The organism is Nocardiopsis ganjiahuensis DSM 45031, from assembly GCF_000341085.1.
GTDB classification, from domain to species: Bacteria; Actinomycetota; Actinomycetes; order Streptosporangiales; family Streptosporangiaceae; genus Nocardiopsis; species Nocardiopsis ganjiahuensis.
Window position 1 is genome coordinate 134,270 of record NZ_ANBA01000013.1, and the last position, 17,815, is coordinate 152,084.

General features: G+C 70.6%; 12 protein-coding genes and 1 tRNA gene. 10 read left to right on the forward strand and 3 right to left on the reverse strand.

Translation table 11 applies throughout. From position 1 onward, the window contains the following. Positions 1–5: 5 nt before the first annotated feature. The gene (locus D458_RS0118490) at positions 6–1,055 is read right to left on the reverse strand and encodes a glycerophosphodiester phosphodiesterase family protein (RefSeq protein WP_152521170.1); all 1,050 of its coding nucleotides are present in this window, start codon (positions 1,053–1,055) and stop codon (positions 6–8) included. An 817-nt stretch (positions 1,056–1,872) separates the two neighbouring features. On the opposite strand from D458_RS0118490, the gene D458_RS0118495 reads away from it, so the two are divergent. The 4 genes from D458_RS0118495 to D458_RS0118510 are packed head-to-tail and all read left to right on the forward strand — an operon-like array spanning position 1,873 to position 5,112. Continuing rightward, entirely contained in the window at positions 1,873–3,129 is a 1,257-nt protein-coding gene (locus tag D458_RS0118495; protein WP_026119444.1) for a beta-ketoacyl-[acyl-carrier-protein] synthase family protein, read from the forward strand. 9 nt (positions 3,130–3,138) lie between these two features. Beyond that, positions 3,139–4,350 (forward strand): beta-ketoacyl synthase N-terminal-like domain-containing protein, encoded by a 1,212-nt coding sequence (locus tag D458_RS0118500; protein ID WP_017588245.1) that lies wholly within the window; start codon positions 3,139–3,141, stop codon positions 4,348–4,350. A gap of 22 nt (positions 4,351–4,372) precedes the next feature. Beyond that, positions 4,373–4,633: an acyl carrier protein gene (locus tag D458_RS0118505; RefSeq protein WP_017588246.1), complete on the forward strand. Its 261-nt coding sequence runs from the start codon at positions 4,373–4,375 to the stop codon at positions 4,631–4,633. Beyond that, positions 4,633–5,112 carry an SRPBCC family protein gene (locus D458_RS0118510; RefSeq protein ID WP_017588247.1) on the forward strand — a complete coding sequence of 160 codons (480 nt, stop codon included), beginning with the start codon at positions 4,633–4,635 and terminating at the stop codon, positions 5,110–5,112. Before D458_RS0118505 ends, D458_RS0118510 begins: the two co-directional genes overlap by 1 nt. A 196-nt stretch (positions 5,113–5,308) precedes the next feature. On the opposite strand, the gene D458_RS0118515 is transcribed toward D458_RS0118510, so the two are convergent. Together D458_RS0118515 and D458_RS0118520 are read right to left on the reverse strand one after the other, a co-directional pair. Further along, the gene (locus D458_RS0118515) at positions 5,309–6,190 is read right to left on the reverse strand and encodes an aldo/keto reductase (protein ID WP_017588248.1); all 882 of its coding nucleotides are present in this window, start codon (positions 6,188–6,190) and stop codon (positions 5,309–5,311) included. A 394-nt stretch (positions 6,191–6,584) separates the two neighbouring features. Beyond that, positions 6,585–6,669, reverse strand: a tRNA-Leu gene (locus D458_RS0118520). 136 nt (positions 6,670–6,805) lie between these two features. Between D458_RS0118520 and D458_RS0118525 the strand changes: the two genes are divergently transcribed. The 6 genes from D458_RS0118525 (at position 6,806) to tmk (ending at position 17,743) form a co-directional block, all read left to right on the forward strand. Then, a complete protein-coding gene (locus tag D458_RS0118525; RefSeq protein WP_017588249.1) occupies positions 6,806–8,128 on the forward strand; it encodes a M20/M25/M40 family metallo-hydrolase in 1,323 nt (440 codons plus the stop codon). A 232-nt stretch (positions 8,129–8,360) separates the two neighbouring features. Beyond that, positions 8,361–9,392 (forward strand): hypothetical protein, encoded by a 1,032-nt coding sequence (locus tag D458_RS0118530; protein ID WP_026119446.1) that lies wholly within the window; start codon positions 8,361–8,363, stop codon positions 9,390–9,392. 156 nt (positions 9,393–9,548) lie between these two features. After that, positions 9,549–10,154, forward strand: a complete 606-nt coding sequence (locus tag D458_RS0118535) for a chaplin family protein (protein ID WP_017588251.1) — start codon at positions 9,549–9,551, stop codon at positions 10,152–10,154. 323 nt (positions 10,155–10,477) lie between these two features. Beyond that, positions 10,478–11,818: a hypothetical protein gene (locus D458_RS0118545; RefSeq protein WP_017588253.1), complete on the forward strand. Its 1,341-nt coding sequence runs from the start codon at positions 10,478–10,480 to the stop codon at positions 11,816–11,818. A 724-nt stretch (positions 11,819–12,542) separates the two neighbouring features. Next, the gene (gene topA / locus D458_RS0118550; protein WP_017588254.1) at positions 12,543–15,383 is read left to right on the forward strand and encodes a type I DNA topoisomerase; all 2,841 of its coding nucleotides are present in this window, start codon (positions 12,543–12,545) and stop codon (positions 15,381–15,383) included. Between the two features lie 248 nt (positions 15,384–15,631). Then, complete coding sequence (gene tmk / locus D458_RS0118555; protein WP_026119447.1) at positions 15,632–17,743, forward strand: dTMP kinase; 2,112 nt, start codon at positions 15,632–15,634, stop codon at positions 17,741–17,743. Positions 17,744–17,815 lie beyond the last annotated feature (72 nt).

A 17,815-nucleotide genomic window follows, 5' to 3' on the forward strand; every position in this document is an offset into this window, starting at 1 on the left:
CCGGCTCAGGGGCGCCCGGGCTCGCGGAGCGGCCTGGGGAGCCGGAGTCCGTTGTCGGCCATGACGTCGCGCAGCCGGTCCGGGTAGTCGGTGATCAGCCCGTCGACGCCGGCGTCGACGAGGGACTGCATGGTCGCGGAATCGTTGACCGTCCACGGGACGACGTCGATCCCCAGGTCATGGGCCTGCTCCACCATGTCCGCGGTCACATAGGGCTCGTAGCCGGGGTCGTCGACGGTCCCGTCCTGCGGGAAGCCGTGCACGGGGGAGAAGGCGTCGGCGTCGAACGACCGGACGGCGGGCAGGGGATCGCCGCCGAAGTCGTCGATGTCGATGCCGCCCAGCCACGGCGAGGCCCCGGGCCGGCCCACCTCCAGGAAGTCGTGGTTGGTGAGGGCGACGATCGGCAGGAACGGTTCGCGTTCCCGCACCAGCATCAGCGCGCCCCAGTCGAAACTCTGGACGGTGACCTGCCGCAGCATGCGCGCGTCGCGGACCTCGCGCACGACGGCGTCGACGAACTCCTCGCGCGGGGCGGTCTCCTCGGGGGCGCCCGCCTCGACCTTGGTCTCGATGTTGAGGTCGACGCCGTAGGCCCGGTACCGGTGGACCAGGTCGAACACCTCGCTGAGCAGGGCCATCCGCTCACCGGGCACGACCTGCTGGCCCGGGTGGGCCGGATGCTGCAGGGAGCCGCAGTCCAGGGTGCGCACCTGGTCCAGGGTGAGGTCCTTGATGTAGGAGCCCACGTAGGGGTACTGCGGATCGTCGGGGAAGGCGGGCCCGGTGTCCTGGCAGTTGTGATCGCTGATCCGCCGGTCGTGGGTGACGACGGCCTCGCCGTCCGCGGTGATCTGGACGTCGAGTTCCAGAGTGCTGACGCCGAGCCGGAGCGCGTTCTCGAACGCCGGGAGCGTGCTCTCGACGACGAGCCCCACGCCTCCGCGGTGCGCTTGGAGGTCGAAGTCGTGGCGGGTCTGTGCGTGCGCGGGGGCGCCGAGCCCGACGAGGGGGACGACGAGGGCCCCGGTGAGGGCGAGCATAGGCCTGAACATGCGCACCAGCGTGCGCGGTGTCCGTGGCCGGACGGCGGGCAGCGGGTGACGGGTTCCCGAAGAGGACCGTACAAGGGGGTTCCGTAGCCAGGCGGCCGGGGTCGTGCCCGTGGTGCCGGTGAAGGCGCGGATAGGCCTCGAGGGCCCTCCCGCGTTCTCGGCAGGGCTCGCACCATCCCCCTCGCAGGCTCCGGACCCACCGGTTCCGAGCGAAGCCCGCAACGGCCGCGAGGAACGCTGGGACAAACAGTGGGGGAACGCGGCCTTCGGATACGGAAAAGCATGACTGGGTGCGATTCCGATGCGCTTGTTGGACGTTAATGGCATATGCGCGACGGGCGGCGTCGGATTCAGCGCACGGCAAATTCCGATGGCACCTCGTGAGGTTTTTCTCGGCCTCGGGCGGGGATTGTCGATGGCGTCGACCCGAGCGCTGTCCCTTCGTTTCGCGGAGTCGGTGGCGCACTGACCGGTATGCCCGAATCCCGGTGGCAGCAGGAATCATCGCCGGATACCGAAATCTGGCTGGCCAGGTCGCCCGATGGAAGTGTCGGACGAGAGGGTGCCGACCACAGTGTGGTAAACCGAATCCTGAGCATAAAGCCGACGTTAGCTCGGCCGTCATTTTCCGTGATTCACCACATCTTCGGCGATCTCCTCGGACACCCCGCTGGTCAGCCGGCCAAAAGTGCATATGCCACCCACATAGAAAGCATCTGATGACCCTGACCTGTCATAGCTCGGCGGCAGTTCGAGAAAACACCTTCACCCTCGACCCCCACCGGGTCCGCGGCACCTCCGGCACCGGGGCGGCCTCATGAGGCGCGAGGCCGTGGTGACCGGTATCGGCGTGGTCGCCCCCGGAGCGGTCGGCGCCGCCGCCTTCTGGGAGATGCTCACGGCGGGGCGCACCGCGACCCGTGCCATCACCCTGTTCGACGCTTCCGGGTTCCGTTCCCGGATCGCCGCCGAGGTCGACTTCCTCCCCGCCGCGCACGGTCTGGACGAGGAACAGGTCGCGCGCATGGACCGGTACGTCCAGTTCGCGGCCGTCGCCACCAGGGAGGCCCTGGCCGACAGCGCCCTGCCCCTGGCCGACGTGTCGCCCTGGCGCGTCGGAGTGAGCATGGGAACGGCGGTGGGCGGTACCACCCGCCTGGAGAAGGAGTACGTGGCGGTGAGCCGGGGCGGCGCCGACTGGGTGGTGGACCACTCCGCGGTCTCGCCCCATCTGCACCGCGCCCTGACACCGAGCGTCCTCTCCGGCGAGGTCGCCGAGCTCGTCGGTGCGCGCGGCCAGGTGCGGACCGTCTCCACGGGGTGCACGTCCGGTTTGGACGCGGTGGGCTACGCCGCGCAGGCCATCGAGGACGGCCTCGCCGACGTCGTCGTCGCCGGAGCCTCCGAATCCCCGATCTCACCCATCGCCATGGCCTGCTTCGACGCCATCAAGGCCACCTCGGACAGCAACGACGACCCGGAGCACGCGTCCCGGCCGTTCGACCGCGACCGCAACGGGTTCGTCATGGGCGAGGGCGCGGCCGTCCTCGTCCTGGAGGAGGCGTCGGCCGCACGGCGCCGGGGCGCCAGGATCCGCTGCCGGGTGGCGGGCTTCGCCAACCACGGCAACGCCTTCCACATGACCGGCCTGCGACGCGAGGGAACGGAGATGGCCCGGGCCGTCACCAGCGCTCTGGACCAGGCACGGCGGCCGGCCACCGACGTGGACTACGTCAACGCCCACGGTTCCGGCACCGTGCAGAACGACCGGCACGAGACGGACGCCGTCAAGCGCTCCCTGGGAGAACACGCGTGGCGAGTGCCCATGACGTCGATCAAGTCGATGGTGGGGCACTCCCTGGGGGCGATCGGCTCGATCGAACTGGCCGCCTGCGTGCTGGCCATGGACACCGGCGTCGTCCCGCCGACGGCCAACCTGAGCACACCCGACCCCGAGTGCGATCTGGACTACGTCCCGGTGACCGCGCGTGAGCAGAGGACGGACGTCGTGCTCTCGGTGGGCAGCGGCTTCGGGGGATTCCAGTCGGCGGTCGTCCTGGACCGGGGAGAGTGAGGAACGGTCATGACCATGGTGATCACAGGACTCGGCACGGTCTCACCCGCTGGGGTGGGCACTGACAGCTACTGGAAAGCGCTCGTGGAGGGGCGGACGCTCATCGCGCCGATCCCCGACTTCGACACCGACGGCTTCCACGTGCGCCTCGGCGGGAAGGTTCCCGCATTCGACCCGCACGAGCACATCGAGGGCCGCTTCATCGTCCAGACCGACGCGTTCAGCTGGTTCGCGATGGTCGCCGCCGACGAGGCGCTGCGGGACTCCGGGATCTCCGCCGAGGGGGACCCCTACGCGACGGGCGTGCTGATGTGCAGCTGCGCGGGCGGCGTCGAGTTCGGGCAGCGCGAGATCGCGGCGCTGTGGAGCGAGGGGCCGGAGCGCGTCAGCCCGTACCAGTCCATCGCCTGGTTCTACGCGGCCAGCACCGGTCAGGTGTCCATCCGCAACGGCCTCAAGGGCATGTGCGGTGTGCTGGTCACCGACGAGCCGGGCATGCTCGACGCCCTGGGCCAGAGCGAGCGGGCGCTGCGGCGCGGGACCTCCTCGATGCTGGTCGGCGGAAGTGAGGCCCCGCTCGGTTCGCCGTTCTCCCTGGCGTGCCAGGTGGGGGCCGGCCTCCTCAGCGGGAGCGACGAACCGTCCTCGGCCTACGTTCCCTTCACCGAGGGGGCGAGCGGCTACGTCCCGGCCGAAGGCGCGGCCGTCGCGCTGGTGGAGGACGCGGCCGGCGCCCGTGCGCGCGGGGCCCGGCCACGGGCCGTCGTCGCCGGTCACGCGAGCACCTTCGGCGGGGTCGGGGAGTTCGACCCGGGCGGTGCGGGCCTCCTGCACGCCGCCCGGCAGGCGATGGACCGTGCCGGGGTCGGACCGGACGGCGTGGACGTCGTCTTCGCCGACGCCGTGGGAACGCCGAAGGCCGACGCCGACGAGAGCGCGGTCCTGCGGCAGCTCTTCCCGGAGGGGGTGGCCGTCACGGCACCCAAGACGGGTTTCGGCCGGGCCTATGCCGGCGCGGGCGCGCTGGACGTGGCGGCGGCGGTCCTGAGCCTGGAACACCAGGTCATCCCGCCCACTCCCCACGTGTTCGACGCGCCCTGCGGCCTCGACCTGGTCGTCCGCGTGCCGCGTGCCGCGCCGCTGCGCACCGCTCTGGTGCTCTCACGCGGCTCGGGCGGCGGGAACTCCGCGGTCGTCCTCAAGCACCCAGACCACGCCTGACACACGAGAACAGAGGAGATACATGACCCAGGACCGCGTGACGATCGAAGAAATGGTGGAGCTCATCTCCACCTGTGCCGGAATCAGGACCGATGTCCCGACCGCCTCCACCAGCAGCTTCGAGGACCTGGGAGTCGACTCCCTGGGCGTCCTCGGCATCGTGGCCGCGATCGAGAGCCGCATCGGCCGCAGGCTCGGCGCGGACGCCGAACTCCTGCCCTCGCCCACCTCGCTGGTCGCCTTCGTGAACGAGGACGCACCGGCCTCCGCGGACAGGGTGTGATGACCGTGCCAGGACGTACCGAGAGCAGCATCGTCATCGACGCTCCCTACGACCTCGTCTGGGAGATGACCAACGACGTGGCCTCGTGGCCCGAGCTCTTCACCGAGCACGAGTCGGTGGAGATCCTCCACGAGGAGGGGGACACCGTCCGCTTCCGGCTCACCAAGCGGCCCGACGAGCACGGGCGCGTGTGGAGCTGGGTGTCCGAGCGCACCTCGGACCGCGCCGCGGGCGAGGTGCGCGCCCACCGGGTGGAGACCGGCGCGTTCCAGTACATGAACATCCACTGGACCTACGAGGAGGTGCCGGAGGGGGTCCGCATGACCTGGCGGCACGACTTCGCGTTGAAGCCCGAGGCCCCCGTCGACGACGAACAGATGTCCGCCAACCTCAGGCGGAACATCCCGGTCGAGATGGGACTCATCAAGGACAAGGTCGAGGCGGTCGCGCGGGACCGCGCGGAGGAGGCCGTGACCTGAGTCCGGCGGTCACTCCGGCCCGGGGGTCTCCGGTAGCGGCGCGCTCCGCACCACCGGTGGGCCCCGGGTAGGGGAAGGGCCCTTGGCCCGCGAAGGAGGTTCGCGGTCCAAGGGCCCTTTCCTGCGCGGAGCGGGAGACGGGCGTCCCGGCCCTCCCGCCGGGACCGGGACTCAGATCTCCCGCCGGGACCGGGACTCAGACGGCCAGGAACTTGGCGATGCGCTCGACCTCGTCCTCGGAGAGGCTCACCGAGGCGGCGGCCATGTTCTCCTCCAGGTGCGCCACCCGCGACGTGCCCGGGATCGGCAGCATCACCGGCGAGCGGTGCAGCAGCCAGGCCAGCGCCAGCTGAGCCGGGGTCACTCCGTGTTCGGCGGCCAGCGGGGCCAGCGGCGAGTCCGGTCGCGCCAGCTCACCGCGCGCGATCGGGGCCCAGGGCAGGAACGCGATCCCCTCGCTCTCGCACCGCTCCAGCACGTCGTCGGCCCTGCGGAGGGAGGGGTTGTACTCGTTCTGCACCGACGCCACCGGGGTGATCGCGCGGGCGCTCCTGAGCTGTTCCCGCGTCACACCGGTCAACCCGATGTGGTGGATCTTGCCCTGCTCGCGCAGTTCCACGAGGGCGCCCAACTGCTCGGACAGCGGCACCTCCGGGTCGATCCAGTGCAACTGGAGCAGGTCGATGCGCTCCAGGCCCAGGTTGCGCAGGCTCGACTCCACCTGCTGCTTGAGGTGACGGGGCGTGCCCCGGGCCTCCCACTGGCCCGGGCCGGGGTGCAGCATCCCCACCTTGGTGGTCACGAGCAGGTTCTCGGGGTAGGGGTGCAGGGCCTCCCGGATCAGCAGCTCGTTGATCTCGGGACCGTAGGAGTCGGCGGTGTCGATGAGGGTGACACCCAGCTCGACCGCGCGCCGCAGCACGGCCATCGCCTCGTCGCGGTCACGGGGTTCTCCCCACGCGCCCTCGCCGACCAGTTGCATCGCACCGAAACCCAGGCGGTGCACCGGCAGGTCCCCGCCGATGGCGAAGGTTCCCGACAGTCGGGCGATGTCCGGTGTGGTGTGTACGTCGGTCAAGAGAGGTTCCTTCCGAGCAGCGAGGGGCCGCGGGTCCGACACGGAGACGGGAGCAGAACACGACGTGCGAGGCGGAGCCCACGGCGGTGTTGCGGGAAGAATCCCAGTACAGAGGGGTGGTGGCAAGGAACCGGGAAGCGCGTCGGGGATGTGGTTCGGGTTCTGGGCCGACCCTGCGGGGAGAAGGTCCGACAACGGTGTTTTTGCCCGGTGGCCGGCGCCGCCACGTCGTCCCGGACAAGGGGGGGCGGGGCTGTGACGCGGACGGGAAGGCCGAACCCGACCGGGGGCTGGGCGCGCGGAGGCGCTACGACCCCGTGAAACACGAAGTGCGGGCCGAGATTCGTCTCGACCCGCACCAGAAATCCAAGGACCCCCGCGAGGGGATGCTGTGTGTCCGAGGGGGGACTTGAACCCCCACAGCCTTAACGGCCACTAGCACCTCAAGCTAGCGCGTCTACCTATTCCGCCACCCGGACCGGGTTGTTCGGCTTCTGTCGCTCCGAACAGGTTTAACCATAGCAAAGGTCTGAGGGCGTCCGAACCAGTTTTCCGCCGGGGGGTGATCGTGACAGGGTCTAGGGCAAAAGGTGCGGCCGGAGACGGGAGAGCCAGATGGTGGATCCAGGCAGGGAACTGAGCACGGGCGAGGTCGAGGTCGTCGACCTGTGCCGGGAGCTCATCGAGTTCGACACCTCCAACTACGGCGACCATTCCGGGCCGGGGGAGCGCAAGGCCGCGGAGTACGTGGCGGCCAGGCTCGACGAGGTCGGGGTCGAGTCGAAGATCTACGAGAAGCACCCCGGGCGCAGCAACGTGGTGGCGCGGATCACGGGTGAGGACTCCTCGCGGCCGCCGCTGCTCATCCACGGCCACCTCGACGTGGTCCCGGCCGCCCCGGAGGACTGGACCCACCACCCCTTCGCCGGTGAGGTCGCCGACGGCTGCGTGTGGGGCCGCGGCGCGGTCGACATGAAGAACATGAACGCGATGGTCCTGGCGATGCTGCGCCAGCGGCTGCGCGAGGGGCGCAGGCCGCCGAGGGACATCGTGCTGGCCTTCCTCGCCGACGAGGAGGCGGGCGGCACCTGGGGCGCCCAGTACCTGGTGGACGAGCACCCCGAGCTGTTCACCGACTGCGACTCCGCGATCAGCGAGGTCGGCGGCTTCTCCTTCACCGTCAACGAGAACCGGCGCCTCTACCTGGTGGAGACCGCGGAGAAGGGCATCGCGTGGATGAAGCTCACCGCGCGCGGCACCGCCGGGCACGGCTCGATGACCAACAGGGACAACGCCGTCACCGAGCTGGCGGCGGCGGTCGCGCGGCTGGGCCGGCACGAGTTCCCGGTGCAGCTCACCCCGACGGTGCGGACCTTCATGGAGGAGATCTGCGAGGAGTTCGGGATCCCCTTCGACGAGAAGGACGTGGACGCCACGGTGGCCCGGCTGGGCCCGATCGCCAAGATGATCGGCGCCACGCTGCGCAACACCCTCAACCCGACGGTGCTCGGCGGCGGATACAAGGCCAACGTCATCCCCGGTGAGGCCACCGCCCAGGTCGACGGGCGCTTCCTGCCCGGAACCGAGGACGAGTACTTCGCGAAGGTCGACGAGCTGCTCGGCCCGAAGGTCAGCCGCGACTTCATCCACCACCTGCCCGCGGTGGAGACCAGTTTCGACGGCGGCCTGGTCAACGCGATGTCGGAGTCCCTGCTGGCCGAGGACCCGGGTGCCAAGGCCGTCCCCTACTGCCTGTCAGGCGGTACGGACGCCAAGAGCTTCTCCCGTCTGGGTGTCCGCAACTACGGCTTCGCCCCGCTGAAGCTCCCCCCGGAGCTGGACTTCGCCGGCATGTTCCACGGTGTCGACGAGCGAGTCCCCGTGGACGGCCTCCAGTTCGGTGTGCGTGTGCTGGACCGTTTCGTCGGCATGAGCTGACCGGCGGGCCTGACCGAAACCCTGGTGAATCTTTCGGGCCGAGTGCCATGAAGCCGGACGAACCGCGTCGGGAACTTCCCGGCGCGGTTTGTTTTTTCGCGCACTGTCACTCAGGGTGATGCTACGGTTTCTTTCAGTTCGACGTTGCCCTGTGTTCTGGGGCTTCGTGGAGCGACCGTTCGCGGCGCCGCCGCACGGGACCGTCCAGCAGTAGCGAAACGAAGGGGCATCCATGGTGCTCGCGAGCCGAGGGTGGCTGGTTTCCTCCAGCCGCGCTGCTCGCAATGCCCGTGGTGCCTACGCTCGCTTGCTGCTCCTGTCCGGCATCGTCGCCGTCGCGTGGCTGGCCGGGGGAGTGGGTGTCGCGCACAGCGAGACCTCCCCCGAGCCCGGCGGGCTCGGCGGCAGTGTCCTGGGTGTCGGTGAGGTCACCGACCGCACCGGTCAAGCCGCCGAGGAGCTCCGGGAGACCCGGATCTCCGAGACCGCGACCCGGGCCGCCTCCTCCACCGAGGCCCTCGCCGACACCGTCGTTCCGCAGGCGTCCGCGCTTCCCGCGAACGCCCTTCGGGAGACCGGTGTCAGCGCGGCCCTGGACGAGAGCGCGGTCGGCACGGTCGCGAACGAGGTCGTCCACGACACCGGTCGGGCCGTTGACGACACCGCGCGCGGGGCCACGGGCCTCGTCACCGGGGTCGCCCGCGCCGGCCAGGAGGCCGTCGATTCCACGGACGAGTCCCTGCGTGAGTCCGCGCTGGTCGACAGCGTGGCCGCGAGCCTGTCCGAAACGGTCGGCCACGGCGGGATCGACACCGTGACCGAACCCGGCGGGCCCTTGGGCCTGCCGGTCCTCGGCTCCGACGAGGAGCCCGCCGTCGCCGCGCCCACCGCCAAGCGTTCCGACGCCGACGCGGAACAGCGCGAACAGGACGACCGGGTGGCGCGCGTCAAGGACGAGGTCGCCGCCCACGTGGCCGAGACCTCGTGGCGCGTCGCCGAGGAGGCCGCGCAGAAGGCCGACGCCTCGGCCTCCGACGACGACTCCGCCGAGCGCATCCGCCTCATCGGCGGAGGCTCGTACCACCAGGCCGGGCCGGACACCACCGGTGCCTCCGCCCCGTCCTTCCAGGCCCCCGGCACCGTCGGGTTCCTGATGGCCCGCTCCGAGCACATGGTGCTCCGGGCCCAGCGGGTCGCCCTTCCCGGCGACCCCAACCTGGTCGTCCGCGACGCCGCGGACGACCCCTCCTTCTCCCCCGACTAGCCGCGTTCCAGACCGCGGCCGGTCCGTGCGCCCTGCGCACAGCCGCCTCGCCGATTCCCGGTGGGCGCGCTCCCTTCCCGAAGCCCTGACTCCGGGAACACCGTCCGCGGTCCCACGAGCAGCCAGCAGACTTCCTCGTTGACCAAAGGACAGCCGATGACCCAGACAACCCACATCCGGTTCGCCGCCCTCGTGGCCGCAGGATTCTTCGCCGCCTCCCACGGCATCGCCTACGCCGACACCACGACCAGCGGAAACGGGTCGATCGGCGGAGGCAACCAGGTCGAGCTCGACGTCGACGCCCCGATCAACGTCTGCGGCAACGCCGTCGCGGTGCTGGGAGTGGCCGGGGCCGACTGCACGGACAGCGACGCCAAGGTGACCAAGGACAGCTCCACGAACGCCCCCCACCCCGGCTACGAGGGTTACGACCCCGAGGAGCCCGAGGAGGAGCCCAGGGAAGAGGAGCCCGAAGAGGAGGAGCCGGAGGAAGAGGAGCCGGCCGAGGAGTCCCCCGAGGAGGAGGCTCCTGAGGAGGAAGAGGAAGAAGAGGAGCGCGAGGAGCAGCTGGAGGAGGAGACGCCCTCCCCGGAGCCCTCCGAGTCCGCCTCCCCCTCCGCGCCGGCCGCCGACGAGCAGCGCCTCGCGGTCACCGGTGCCGACCAGAGCGCCCTCGCCGGACTGCTCGCCGCAGCGGTCCTCGCGGTCGCCGCCGGCGCCGGGCTCCTGCTCTTCGGCAAGCGCCGCAGGACCCGGGCCTGATCGGCTTCCCGGGCCCCCGCGGCCCGGGGGCTGACGCGAGTCCCGCAGCACCGGCCGAGGCCATGTGCTCGGGGTTCACGTCAGCCGCCGCTCCACCAGAGCGGAGCTGAACGACGGGGCGAGGACGTTCGCACGCAGCCAGCGCAGACGGACGCCGACCTCGCCCATCAGAACCGGCAGACCACGCACCGCCCAGGTGCGGAGCCGACCGGATGATCCCCGGCCTCGGCCGAAGGCCCGCGCCCCACCCAGGGGTGTGGAACGGCCTGTGGCCCACGCACGACACCTTCTCATCAACTCGTTTTTTCGAAAGGACTTCCCACATGCGTAAGTGGGCTAGCACCTCCGCGAAGTCCGTGCTCCTGGCGGCCGGCTTCGTCGCCCTGGGCAGTGGCGTGGCCTTCGCCGACAGCGACGTGGCCACCAGCGGCAACGGTTCTGTTCTGGGCGGCAACCAGGCCGTCCTGAACGCGGACGTCCCCGTCAACGTCACCGGCAACGCCGTCGGTGCCGTGGCCGGCATCGCGGGTGCCTCCAGCACCGGCTCCGACGCCAAGGTGATCGACCACCACCACAACGAGGTCCACACCTCGGGCAACGGCTCGATCCTGGGCGGCAACCAGCTGGTTGTCGACGGTGACATCCCGGTGAACGTCACGGGCAACGCGATCGGCGCCGTCGGCGGCGTCGCGGGCGCCTCCTCCACCGGCAGCGACTCCAAGGTCCTGCACGACGGCCACGGTCACAAGCACGGCCACGGTCACAAGCACGGCCACGGCCACAAGCACGGCCACAAGCACGACGACCCCGATGTCGCCACCTCCGGCAACGGTTCGCTGATCGGCGGCAACCAGCTCGTCGGCGACCTCGACGTCCCGGTGAACATCTCCGGCAACGCCATCGGCGCCGTCGGCGGTGTCGCGGGTGCGGCCGCCACCGACGCCGACGCGATCGTCCGCAACCACCAGAGCGCCCCCGTCGAGCACCAGTCCGGTCAGCTGACCGCGACCGACGTGGTCACCGAGGTCGTCGAGAACGCGCAGGTCCTGCCGGACACCTCCGGTGTGGACGCGGGCGTCCTGCGCCAGTCCGCCCCGGTCCGCGAGCACCAGTCGATCGCCACCTCCGGGAACGGCTCCCTGCTCGGCGGCAACCAGGCCGTCGTGGACCTGGACGTTCCCGTGAACGTGGCCGGCAACGCCGTCGGCGCCGTCGGCGGTGTCGCGGGTGCGGCCGCCACGGACAGCGACGCCGTGGTCAAGGAGACCCACGAGGACATCGTGACCTCCGGCAACGGCTCCCTGGCCGGCGGCAACCAGCTGGTCGCCGACGCCGACGTCCCCGTGAACGTGGCCGGCAACGCCGTCGCCGCCGTGGCGGGCGTCGCGGGCGCCAGCGCCACCGACGCCGACTCGAAGGTCGTGCACCAGAGCGCCGAGACCGAGCCGCAGGCCTCCGCCCTGGACAGCGTTCCGGTGGTCAGCGAGCTGCCCGAGGTGCCCGTCTCCGAGATGCTGCCCGTCGGCTACGACCTGAGCGAGACCGCCACGGAGTCGGTCGAGCAGCACGCTCCGGAGCGCGCCGCCGAGCTGCCCGAGGCCGCCGAGATCCCCTCCGTCGACCCCGTCGGTGACGTGCTGGGCGCCGTGGGCGTCGGCCTGTAGACCGTCGGTCCGTACCAGGGCCGGTAACGGCCAGAACGGGTCCGAGAGGACCTGAGCGGGGGGTGTGTCCGTTCGCGACCACCTGTCGGGCCAGGGAGTGAGGCTTCCCGTTCCGTTATGGAACGCGGTGGACTGCGGGAAGCCGAACCTCCAGGGAACGTCGGTGGCCGCGGGGCCGGACCGGATCCCCGCGACCGGCACCGAGGTGCCGTGCGCGTCCGATGTGCAGTGTGTTCGAAACGCAGGGTGTTGTCGAAACACAGAGTGGTGAGTCGCCTCCGCACTCCCGTTCCGTTATGGAACGCGGTGGACTGCGGGAGCGCGGGGGTGGCGACCACGGTCATCAGGACGTGAGCCGAGTCCTCCCGGGAATATCCGGGAGGACTCGCCGCATTCTGGAGGCAGAGACACCCTGACCCTCTCAAGTGTGATGCAAGTCACTGCGATGGGGTGTTCCAGGTGCTCGCCAGAGCCGAAACAGGCCCGAACGAGAGCGTCGCCACGGCCGGTAGCGCACGTTACGGGCCGGTACCGGTCGGGGTAGCGCTTATTCTGCGGGTGCCGGTGGGTGGTGGCCCGGAGTCCGCGAAGGGTGAGCCCCGAGCGGGGGACCAGGCCCGCTCACCGACGGGGGAGTGCCTGTAGTTCGGTTACTGTCGGTTCCCACGGGATCCGAAGGACCGCGGCCGACAGAACACGTAAGGCTAGACGTAGGGGAAACAGCGTGCCACCCACGAAGGGCAGCGCCGGCAAGAACGGCTCGAAGGACAAGGCAAGTCAGGGGGCGGGCACCGCTCTCGTCATCGTCGAGTCACCAGCCAAGGCGAAGACCATCGCCGGCTATCTGGGGCGCGGCTACGTCGTGGAGTCCAGCATCGGTCACATCCGTGACCTGCCCACCAAGGCCGCGGAGATCCCAGCCAAGTACAAGGGGCAGCCCTGGGCACGGCTCGGTGTGGACGTGGACGGCGACTTCGAACCGCTCTATGTCGTCAACACCGACAAGAAGGCGCACGTCAAGAAGCTCAAGGAGCTCATGGCCGACGCCGACCTCCTCCTGCTGGCCACAGATGAGGACCGCGAGGGCGAGGCGATCGCCTGGCACCTGCGCGAAGAACTCAACCCCCAGATCCCCGTCCGCCGGATGGTCTTCAACGAGATCACCAAGGACGCCATCCAGCACGCCGCGAACAACACGCGCGACCTGAACACCCGCCTGGTGAGCGCCCAGGAGACACGGCGCATTCTGGACCGCCTCTACGGCTACGAGGTCTCCCCCGTGCTGTGGAAGAAGGTCATGCCGAAGCTCTCGGCGGGCCGCGTGCAGTCCGTGGCCACCCGGCTGGTGGTCGAGCGCGAACGCGAGCGCATGGCGTTCACCTCCGCCGAGTACTGGGACCTCAAGGCGCTCTTCGACGCCACCGAGGCCGGTGTCCCCGACGGGCCGACCACCTTCCCCGCCACCCTGGTCTCCGTCGACGGCAAGCGGATCGCCGCCGGACGCGACTTCAACCCGCAGGGCACCATCCGCTCCGACCGCGACGTGCGCCACCTGGACGAGGCGACCGCCCGGGGCCTGGCCGAGCGCCTGGCCGGGGCCGGGTTCGCCGTGAAGTCGGTGGAGCGCAAGCCCTACCGCCGCTCGCCGTACGCGCCCTTCCGCACCACCACCCTCCAGCAGGAGGCCTCCCGCAAGCTCAACCTGTCCGCGAAGCAGACCATGCAGGTCGCCCAGCGGCTGTACGAGAACGGGCACATCACCTACATGCGTACCGACAGCACCACGCTGTCGAGCAGCGCGGTCAACGCCGCCCGCAACCAGGTGCGGCGCCTGTACGGCGGCGACTACCTGCCGGACAAGCCGCGCGTGTACGCCAAGAAGGTCAAGAACGCGCAGGAGGCCCACGAGGCGATCCGCCCCGCGGGTGAGACCTTCCGCACCCCCAACGAGAGCGGCCTGAGCGGCCCCGAGTTCCGCCTCTACGAGCTCATCTGGAAGCGCACCGTCGCCTCCCAGATGAAGGACGCGGTCGGTGAGTCCGTCACCGTGCGGATCGAGGGGACCTCGGCCGACGGCGAGGTCGCCGAGTTCAGCGCCAGCGGCAAGGTCATCACCTTCCACGGCTTCCTCAAGGCCTACGTGGAAGGTTCCGACGACCCGGCCGCGGACCTGGACGACCGCGAGCGCCGCCTGCCCGCCATGGCCGAGGACGACCCGGTCAAGGCGCAGAGCCTGGAGGCGGAGGGGCACAGCACCCGGCCGCCCGCACGCTACACCGAGGCCACCCTGGTCAAGGAGCTGGAGGAGCGGGAGATCGGCCGCCCCTCCACCTACGCCTCGATCATCGGCACCATCCTCGACCGCGGCTACGTGTTCAAGAAGGGCACGGCGCTCGTGCCGTCCTTCCTGGCCTTCGCCGTGGTGCAGCTGCTGGAGCGGCACTTCGGCAACCTGGTGGACTACGAGTTCACCGCCCGGCTGGAGGACAGCCTCGACGACATCGCCCGCGGCGAGGCCGAGAGCCTGCCCTGGCTGCGCCGGTTCTACTTCGGCGGTCAGGACTCCGACGGCAACCAGGAGACGGGGCTCAAGGAGCTGGTGGGCGACCACCTCTCCGAGATCGACCCCAAGGAGGTCAGCTCCATCCCGCTGCCCGGTACCGACATCGTGCTGCGGGTGGGGCGCTACGGCCCCTACCTGGACCGCGAGGGCGTGCGGGTGAACGTGCCGGACGACCTGGCGCCGGACGAGCTCACCGAGGCCAAGGCCGAGGAGCTCTTCGCCCAGCCCAGCGGCGACCGCGAGCTCGGCCCCGACCCGGAGACCGGTCGCACGATCGTCGCCAAGTCCGGGCGCTACGGCCCCTACGTCACCGAGGTCATCCCGGAGCCGGAGGAGCCCGAGGGCGAGGCCAAGCCCAAGGCGAAGAAGGCGGCCAAGGTCAAGCCGCGCACCAGCTCGCTGCTGAAGACCATGGACCTGGACACGGTCACCCTGGAGGACGCCCTGCGCCTGCTGTCCCTGCCGCGTGTGGTGGGCCAGCTCGACGGCGAGGACGTCACCGCCCAGAACGGCCGCTACGGCCCGTACCTGAAGAAGGGCACGGACAGCCGCTCCCTGGAGACCGAGGAGCAGATGTTCACGGTCACCCTGGAGGAGGCCCAGGCGATCTTCGCCCAGCCCAAGCAGCGCGGCCGCCGCGCCGCCGCCCCGCCGCTGCGCGAGCTCGGCGAGGACCCGGAGTCGGGCGTCAAGATGGTGATCAAGGACGGCCGGTTCGGCCCCTACGTCACCGACGGGGAGACCAACGCCTCCCTGCGCAAGGGTGACGAGATCGAGTCGATCACCGACGAACGCGCCGCCGAGCTGCTGGCCGAGCGCCGGGCCAAGGCCCCCGCCAAGAAGAAGGCGCCGGCGAAGAAGCCCGCGGCCAAGAAGACCCCGGCGAAGAAGCCCGCCGCGAAGAAGACGACCACCACCGTCAAGAAGGCGGCGGCGAAGAAGCCGGCCGCCAAGAAGACCGGTGAGCCGAAGACGGCGGCGAAGAAGGCCGCCGAGGAGTAGGCGGACCGCGCTCGTACGTACTCATCCGGGCGTTCCCACGCGGGGCGCCCGGGTGAGCGGTTTACCGGTCTTTCGCAACGGATACGCAACTTCACCGCTCTGTGCGGTGATGATCTTCCGTACTACGCTGGGTGTGACGGACGGGCACATCGAAACGTGTGTGGTCCCCGGACGTTTCCCCCGAATTCCCTGGACAGGCTGTCGACGCCTGTCAGTTCCTATCCCCCTCATCGATAATCTTGAGCGCTATGAGCAGATCTGCACCCCTGGGAGCGCCGGCCGAGGCGCAGAACGTCCTCGCGATCCCACCCTTCAGAAGGCTGTGGATCTCGCTTTCCCTCTCCAGCCTCGGGGACTGGCTGAGCCTGATGGCGTTGGTGTCCCTCGCGGCCATCTTCACCGCCGACAGCTCCACACTCGTCCAATACCTCGCCGTCACCGGCGTCGTCGCCGTCAAACTCGCCCCCTCCGTACTGCTCAGCCCCCTCGTCGGGGCCGTCGCGGACCGGTTGGACCGGCGGTGGGCGATGGTCGGCGGCGACGTCCTGCGAGGCCTCCTCTACGCCTCCATCCCGGTCGTCGGGCTGCTGTTCCCCGGCTTCGCGCTGGAGTGGCTGCTGATCGCGGGCCTCCTCGCGGAGATCGTCGAACTGTTCTGGACGCCCGCCCGGGACGCCACGATCCCCAGCCTCGTCCCCAAGCGGATGCTCGGACAGGCCGACAAGCTGACCCTGCTGGCGACCTACGGCGCCGCACCGGTCGCGGCCCTGCTGTTCGCGGCACTGGCCTCGGTCAGCAACCTGCTGGGCGCGCTCGTGCCGTCCATGGCCAACCCTGAGGCGGACGTCGCCCTCTATCTGAACGCCCTGACCTTCTTCGTCGCGGCGATCGTCGTGGCCGGACTGCCGCTGCCCAAGCACACGGTGTCCAAGACTTCGCTGAGCCCCAACCGTGACGCGAACACCCTCCGCGCGGTCCTCGCCGGCCGCGCGGCGGTCGGCAGCGGATCGCTCGTGCGCGGTGTGGTCGTCGGTCTGGCCGCCACGGCGGCCGCGGGCGGTCTGGTCCTCGGTGCGGGCCGACCGCACGTGGAGAACCTCGGCGCGGGCAACGCCGGTTTCGGTGTCCTGGTCGCCGCGCTCTTCCTGGGCCTGGGTCTGGGCCTGGTCTCCGGGCCGCGGGTCCTCAAGCAGTTCAGCCGACGCCGCCTGCTCGGGCTGGCCGTCGTCCTGAGCGCCCTGGCCCTGCTCTTCACCGGCGCCATCGCCGACATGGTGCTCTCCGCTGTCCTGGTGCTGGTCCTGGGCCTGGGCGCCGGTCTGGCCTGGGTGACGGGCACCTCCCTGATCAGCATCGAGGTCGAGGAGGACCAGCGCGACGCCGCGTTCGCGCTCCTGCACGGCACCGGCCGCCTGGCCCTGCTCCTGGGCGCCGTCCTGGCCCCGCTGGCCGCCGGGTTCGCCGGTGACCACGAGATCCCGCTCGGCGGTCCGCTCAGCTACGACCTGCACGGCAGCGGCCTGGTCCTCATGGTGGGCGGCCTGTTCGCGGTCATCGCCGCGGTCGTCGCCTACCAGCAGGTCAACCGGGACGACCCGGAGGCCGGGCCCGGCCTGCTCCCCGAACTCTTCGCGGCCCTGCGCGGGGTCTCCCCCCAGGCCGAAGAGGAGGAGGACACCCCGCTCACCGGGGCGTTCATCGTGCTGGAGGGCGGCGAGGGCGCCGGCAAGTCCACCCAGGTGCGCGAGCTGACGGTGTGGCTGCGCGACCAGGGCTTCGAGGTGGTGGGCACCCGGCAGCCGGGCGCCACCAAGCTCGGTATGCGCCTGCGCGGCATCCTGCTCGACCGCGAGAACTCCCACATCACCCACCGCGCCGAGGTGCTGCTCTACGCGGCGGACAAGGCCGACCACGTCGAGCAGGAGATCCTCCCGGCGCTGCGGCGCGGTGCCGTGGTGATCAGCGACCGCTACGTCGACTCCCTGCTCGCCTACCAGGGCGCCGGGCGCGACCTGGCGGTGGAGGACGTCAAGGAGATCAGCTCCTGGGCCACCCAGAACCTGGTCCCGGACCTGACGGTGCTGCTGGACGTGCGCCCCGAGGACGGCCTGTCCCGTCTGGGCGGTCCGGCCGACCGCATCGAGTCCGAGTCGGTGGAGTTCCACACCCGGGTCCGCAAGGGCTTCCGGGCCCTGGCGGAGGAGAACCCGGACCGCTACCTGGTGCTGGACGCCCGTGAGCCGCAGGAGAAGATCACCCGGGAGATCCAGCGGCGGATGCGTCCGCTGCTGCCCGACCCGATCGACTCCAGCTCCGAGGCGGTCACCGGCATGATCCCGGTGATCCGGCCCGAGCAGTAGCCTCCGGGAACCTCCGAGCGGATCCCCGGGAACCCGGTAGCCGTTCGATCGTGTGCGTAGGGCCCCTCCCGC

What these genes read in the sequence shown, in the direction of transcription:
- D458_RS0118490 (WP_152521170.1), bottom strand. Translation starts at nt 1,055, where the DNA reads ATGTTCAGGCCTATGCTCGCCCTCACCGGGGCCCTCGTCGTCCCCCTC.
- D458_RS0118495 (WP_026119444.1), top strand. Translation starts at nt 1,873, where the DNA reads ATGAGGCGCGAGGCCGTGGTGACCGGTATCGGCGTGGTCGCCCCCGGA.
- D458_RS0118500 (WP_017588245.1), top strand. Translation starts at nt 3,139, where the DNA reads ATGACCATGGTGATCACAGGACTCGGCACGGTCTCACCCGCTGGGGTG.
- D458_RS0118505 (WP_017588246.1), top strand. Translation starts at nt 4,373, where the DNA reads ATGACCCAGGACCGCGTGACGATCGAAGAAATGGTGGAGCTCATCTCC.
- D458_RS0118510 (WP_017588247.1), top strand. Translation starts at nt 4,633, where the DNA reads ATGACCGTGCCAGGACGTACCGAGAGCAGCATCGTCATCGACGCTCCC.
- D458_RS0118525 (WP_017588249.1), top strand. Translation starts at nt 6,806, where the DNA reads ATGGTGGATCCAGGCAGGGAACTGAGCACGGGCGAGGTCGAGGTCGTC.
- D458_RS0118530 (WP_026119446.1), top strand. Translation starts at nt 8,361, where the DNA reads ATGGTGCTCGCGAGCCGAGGGTGGCTGGTTTCCTCCAGCCGCGCTGCT.
- D458_RS0118535 (WP_017588251.1), top strand. Translation starts at nt 9,549, where the DNA reads ATGACCCAGACAACCCACATCCGGTTCGCCGCCCTCGTGGCCGCAGGA.
- D458_RS0118545 (WP_017588253.1), top strand. Translation starts at nt 10,478, where the DNA reads ATGCGTAAGTGGGCTAGCACCTCCGCGAAGTCCGTGCTCCTGGCGGCC.
- tmk (WP_026119447.1), top strand. Translation starts at nt 15,632, where the DNA reads ATGAGCAGATCTGCACCCCTGGGAGCGCCGGCCGAGGCGCAGAACGTC.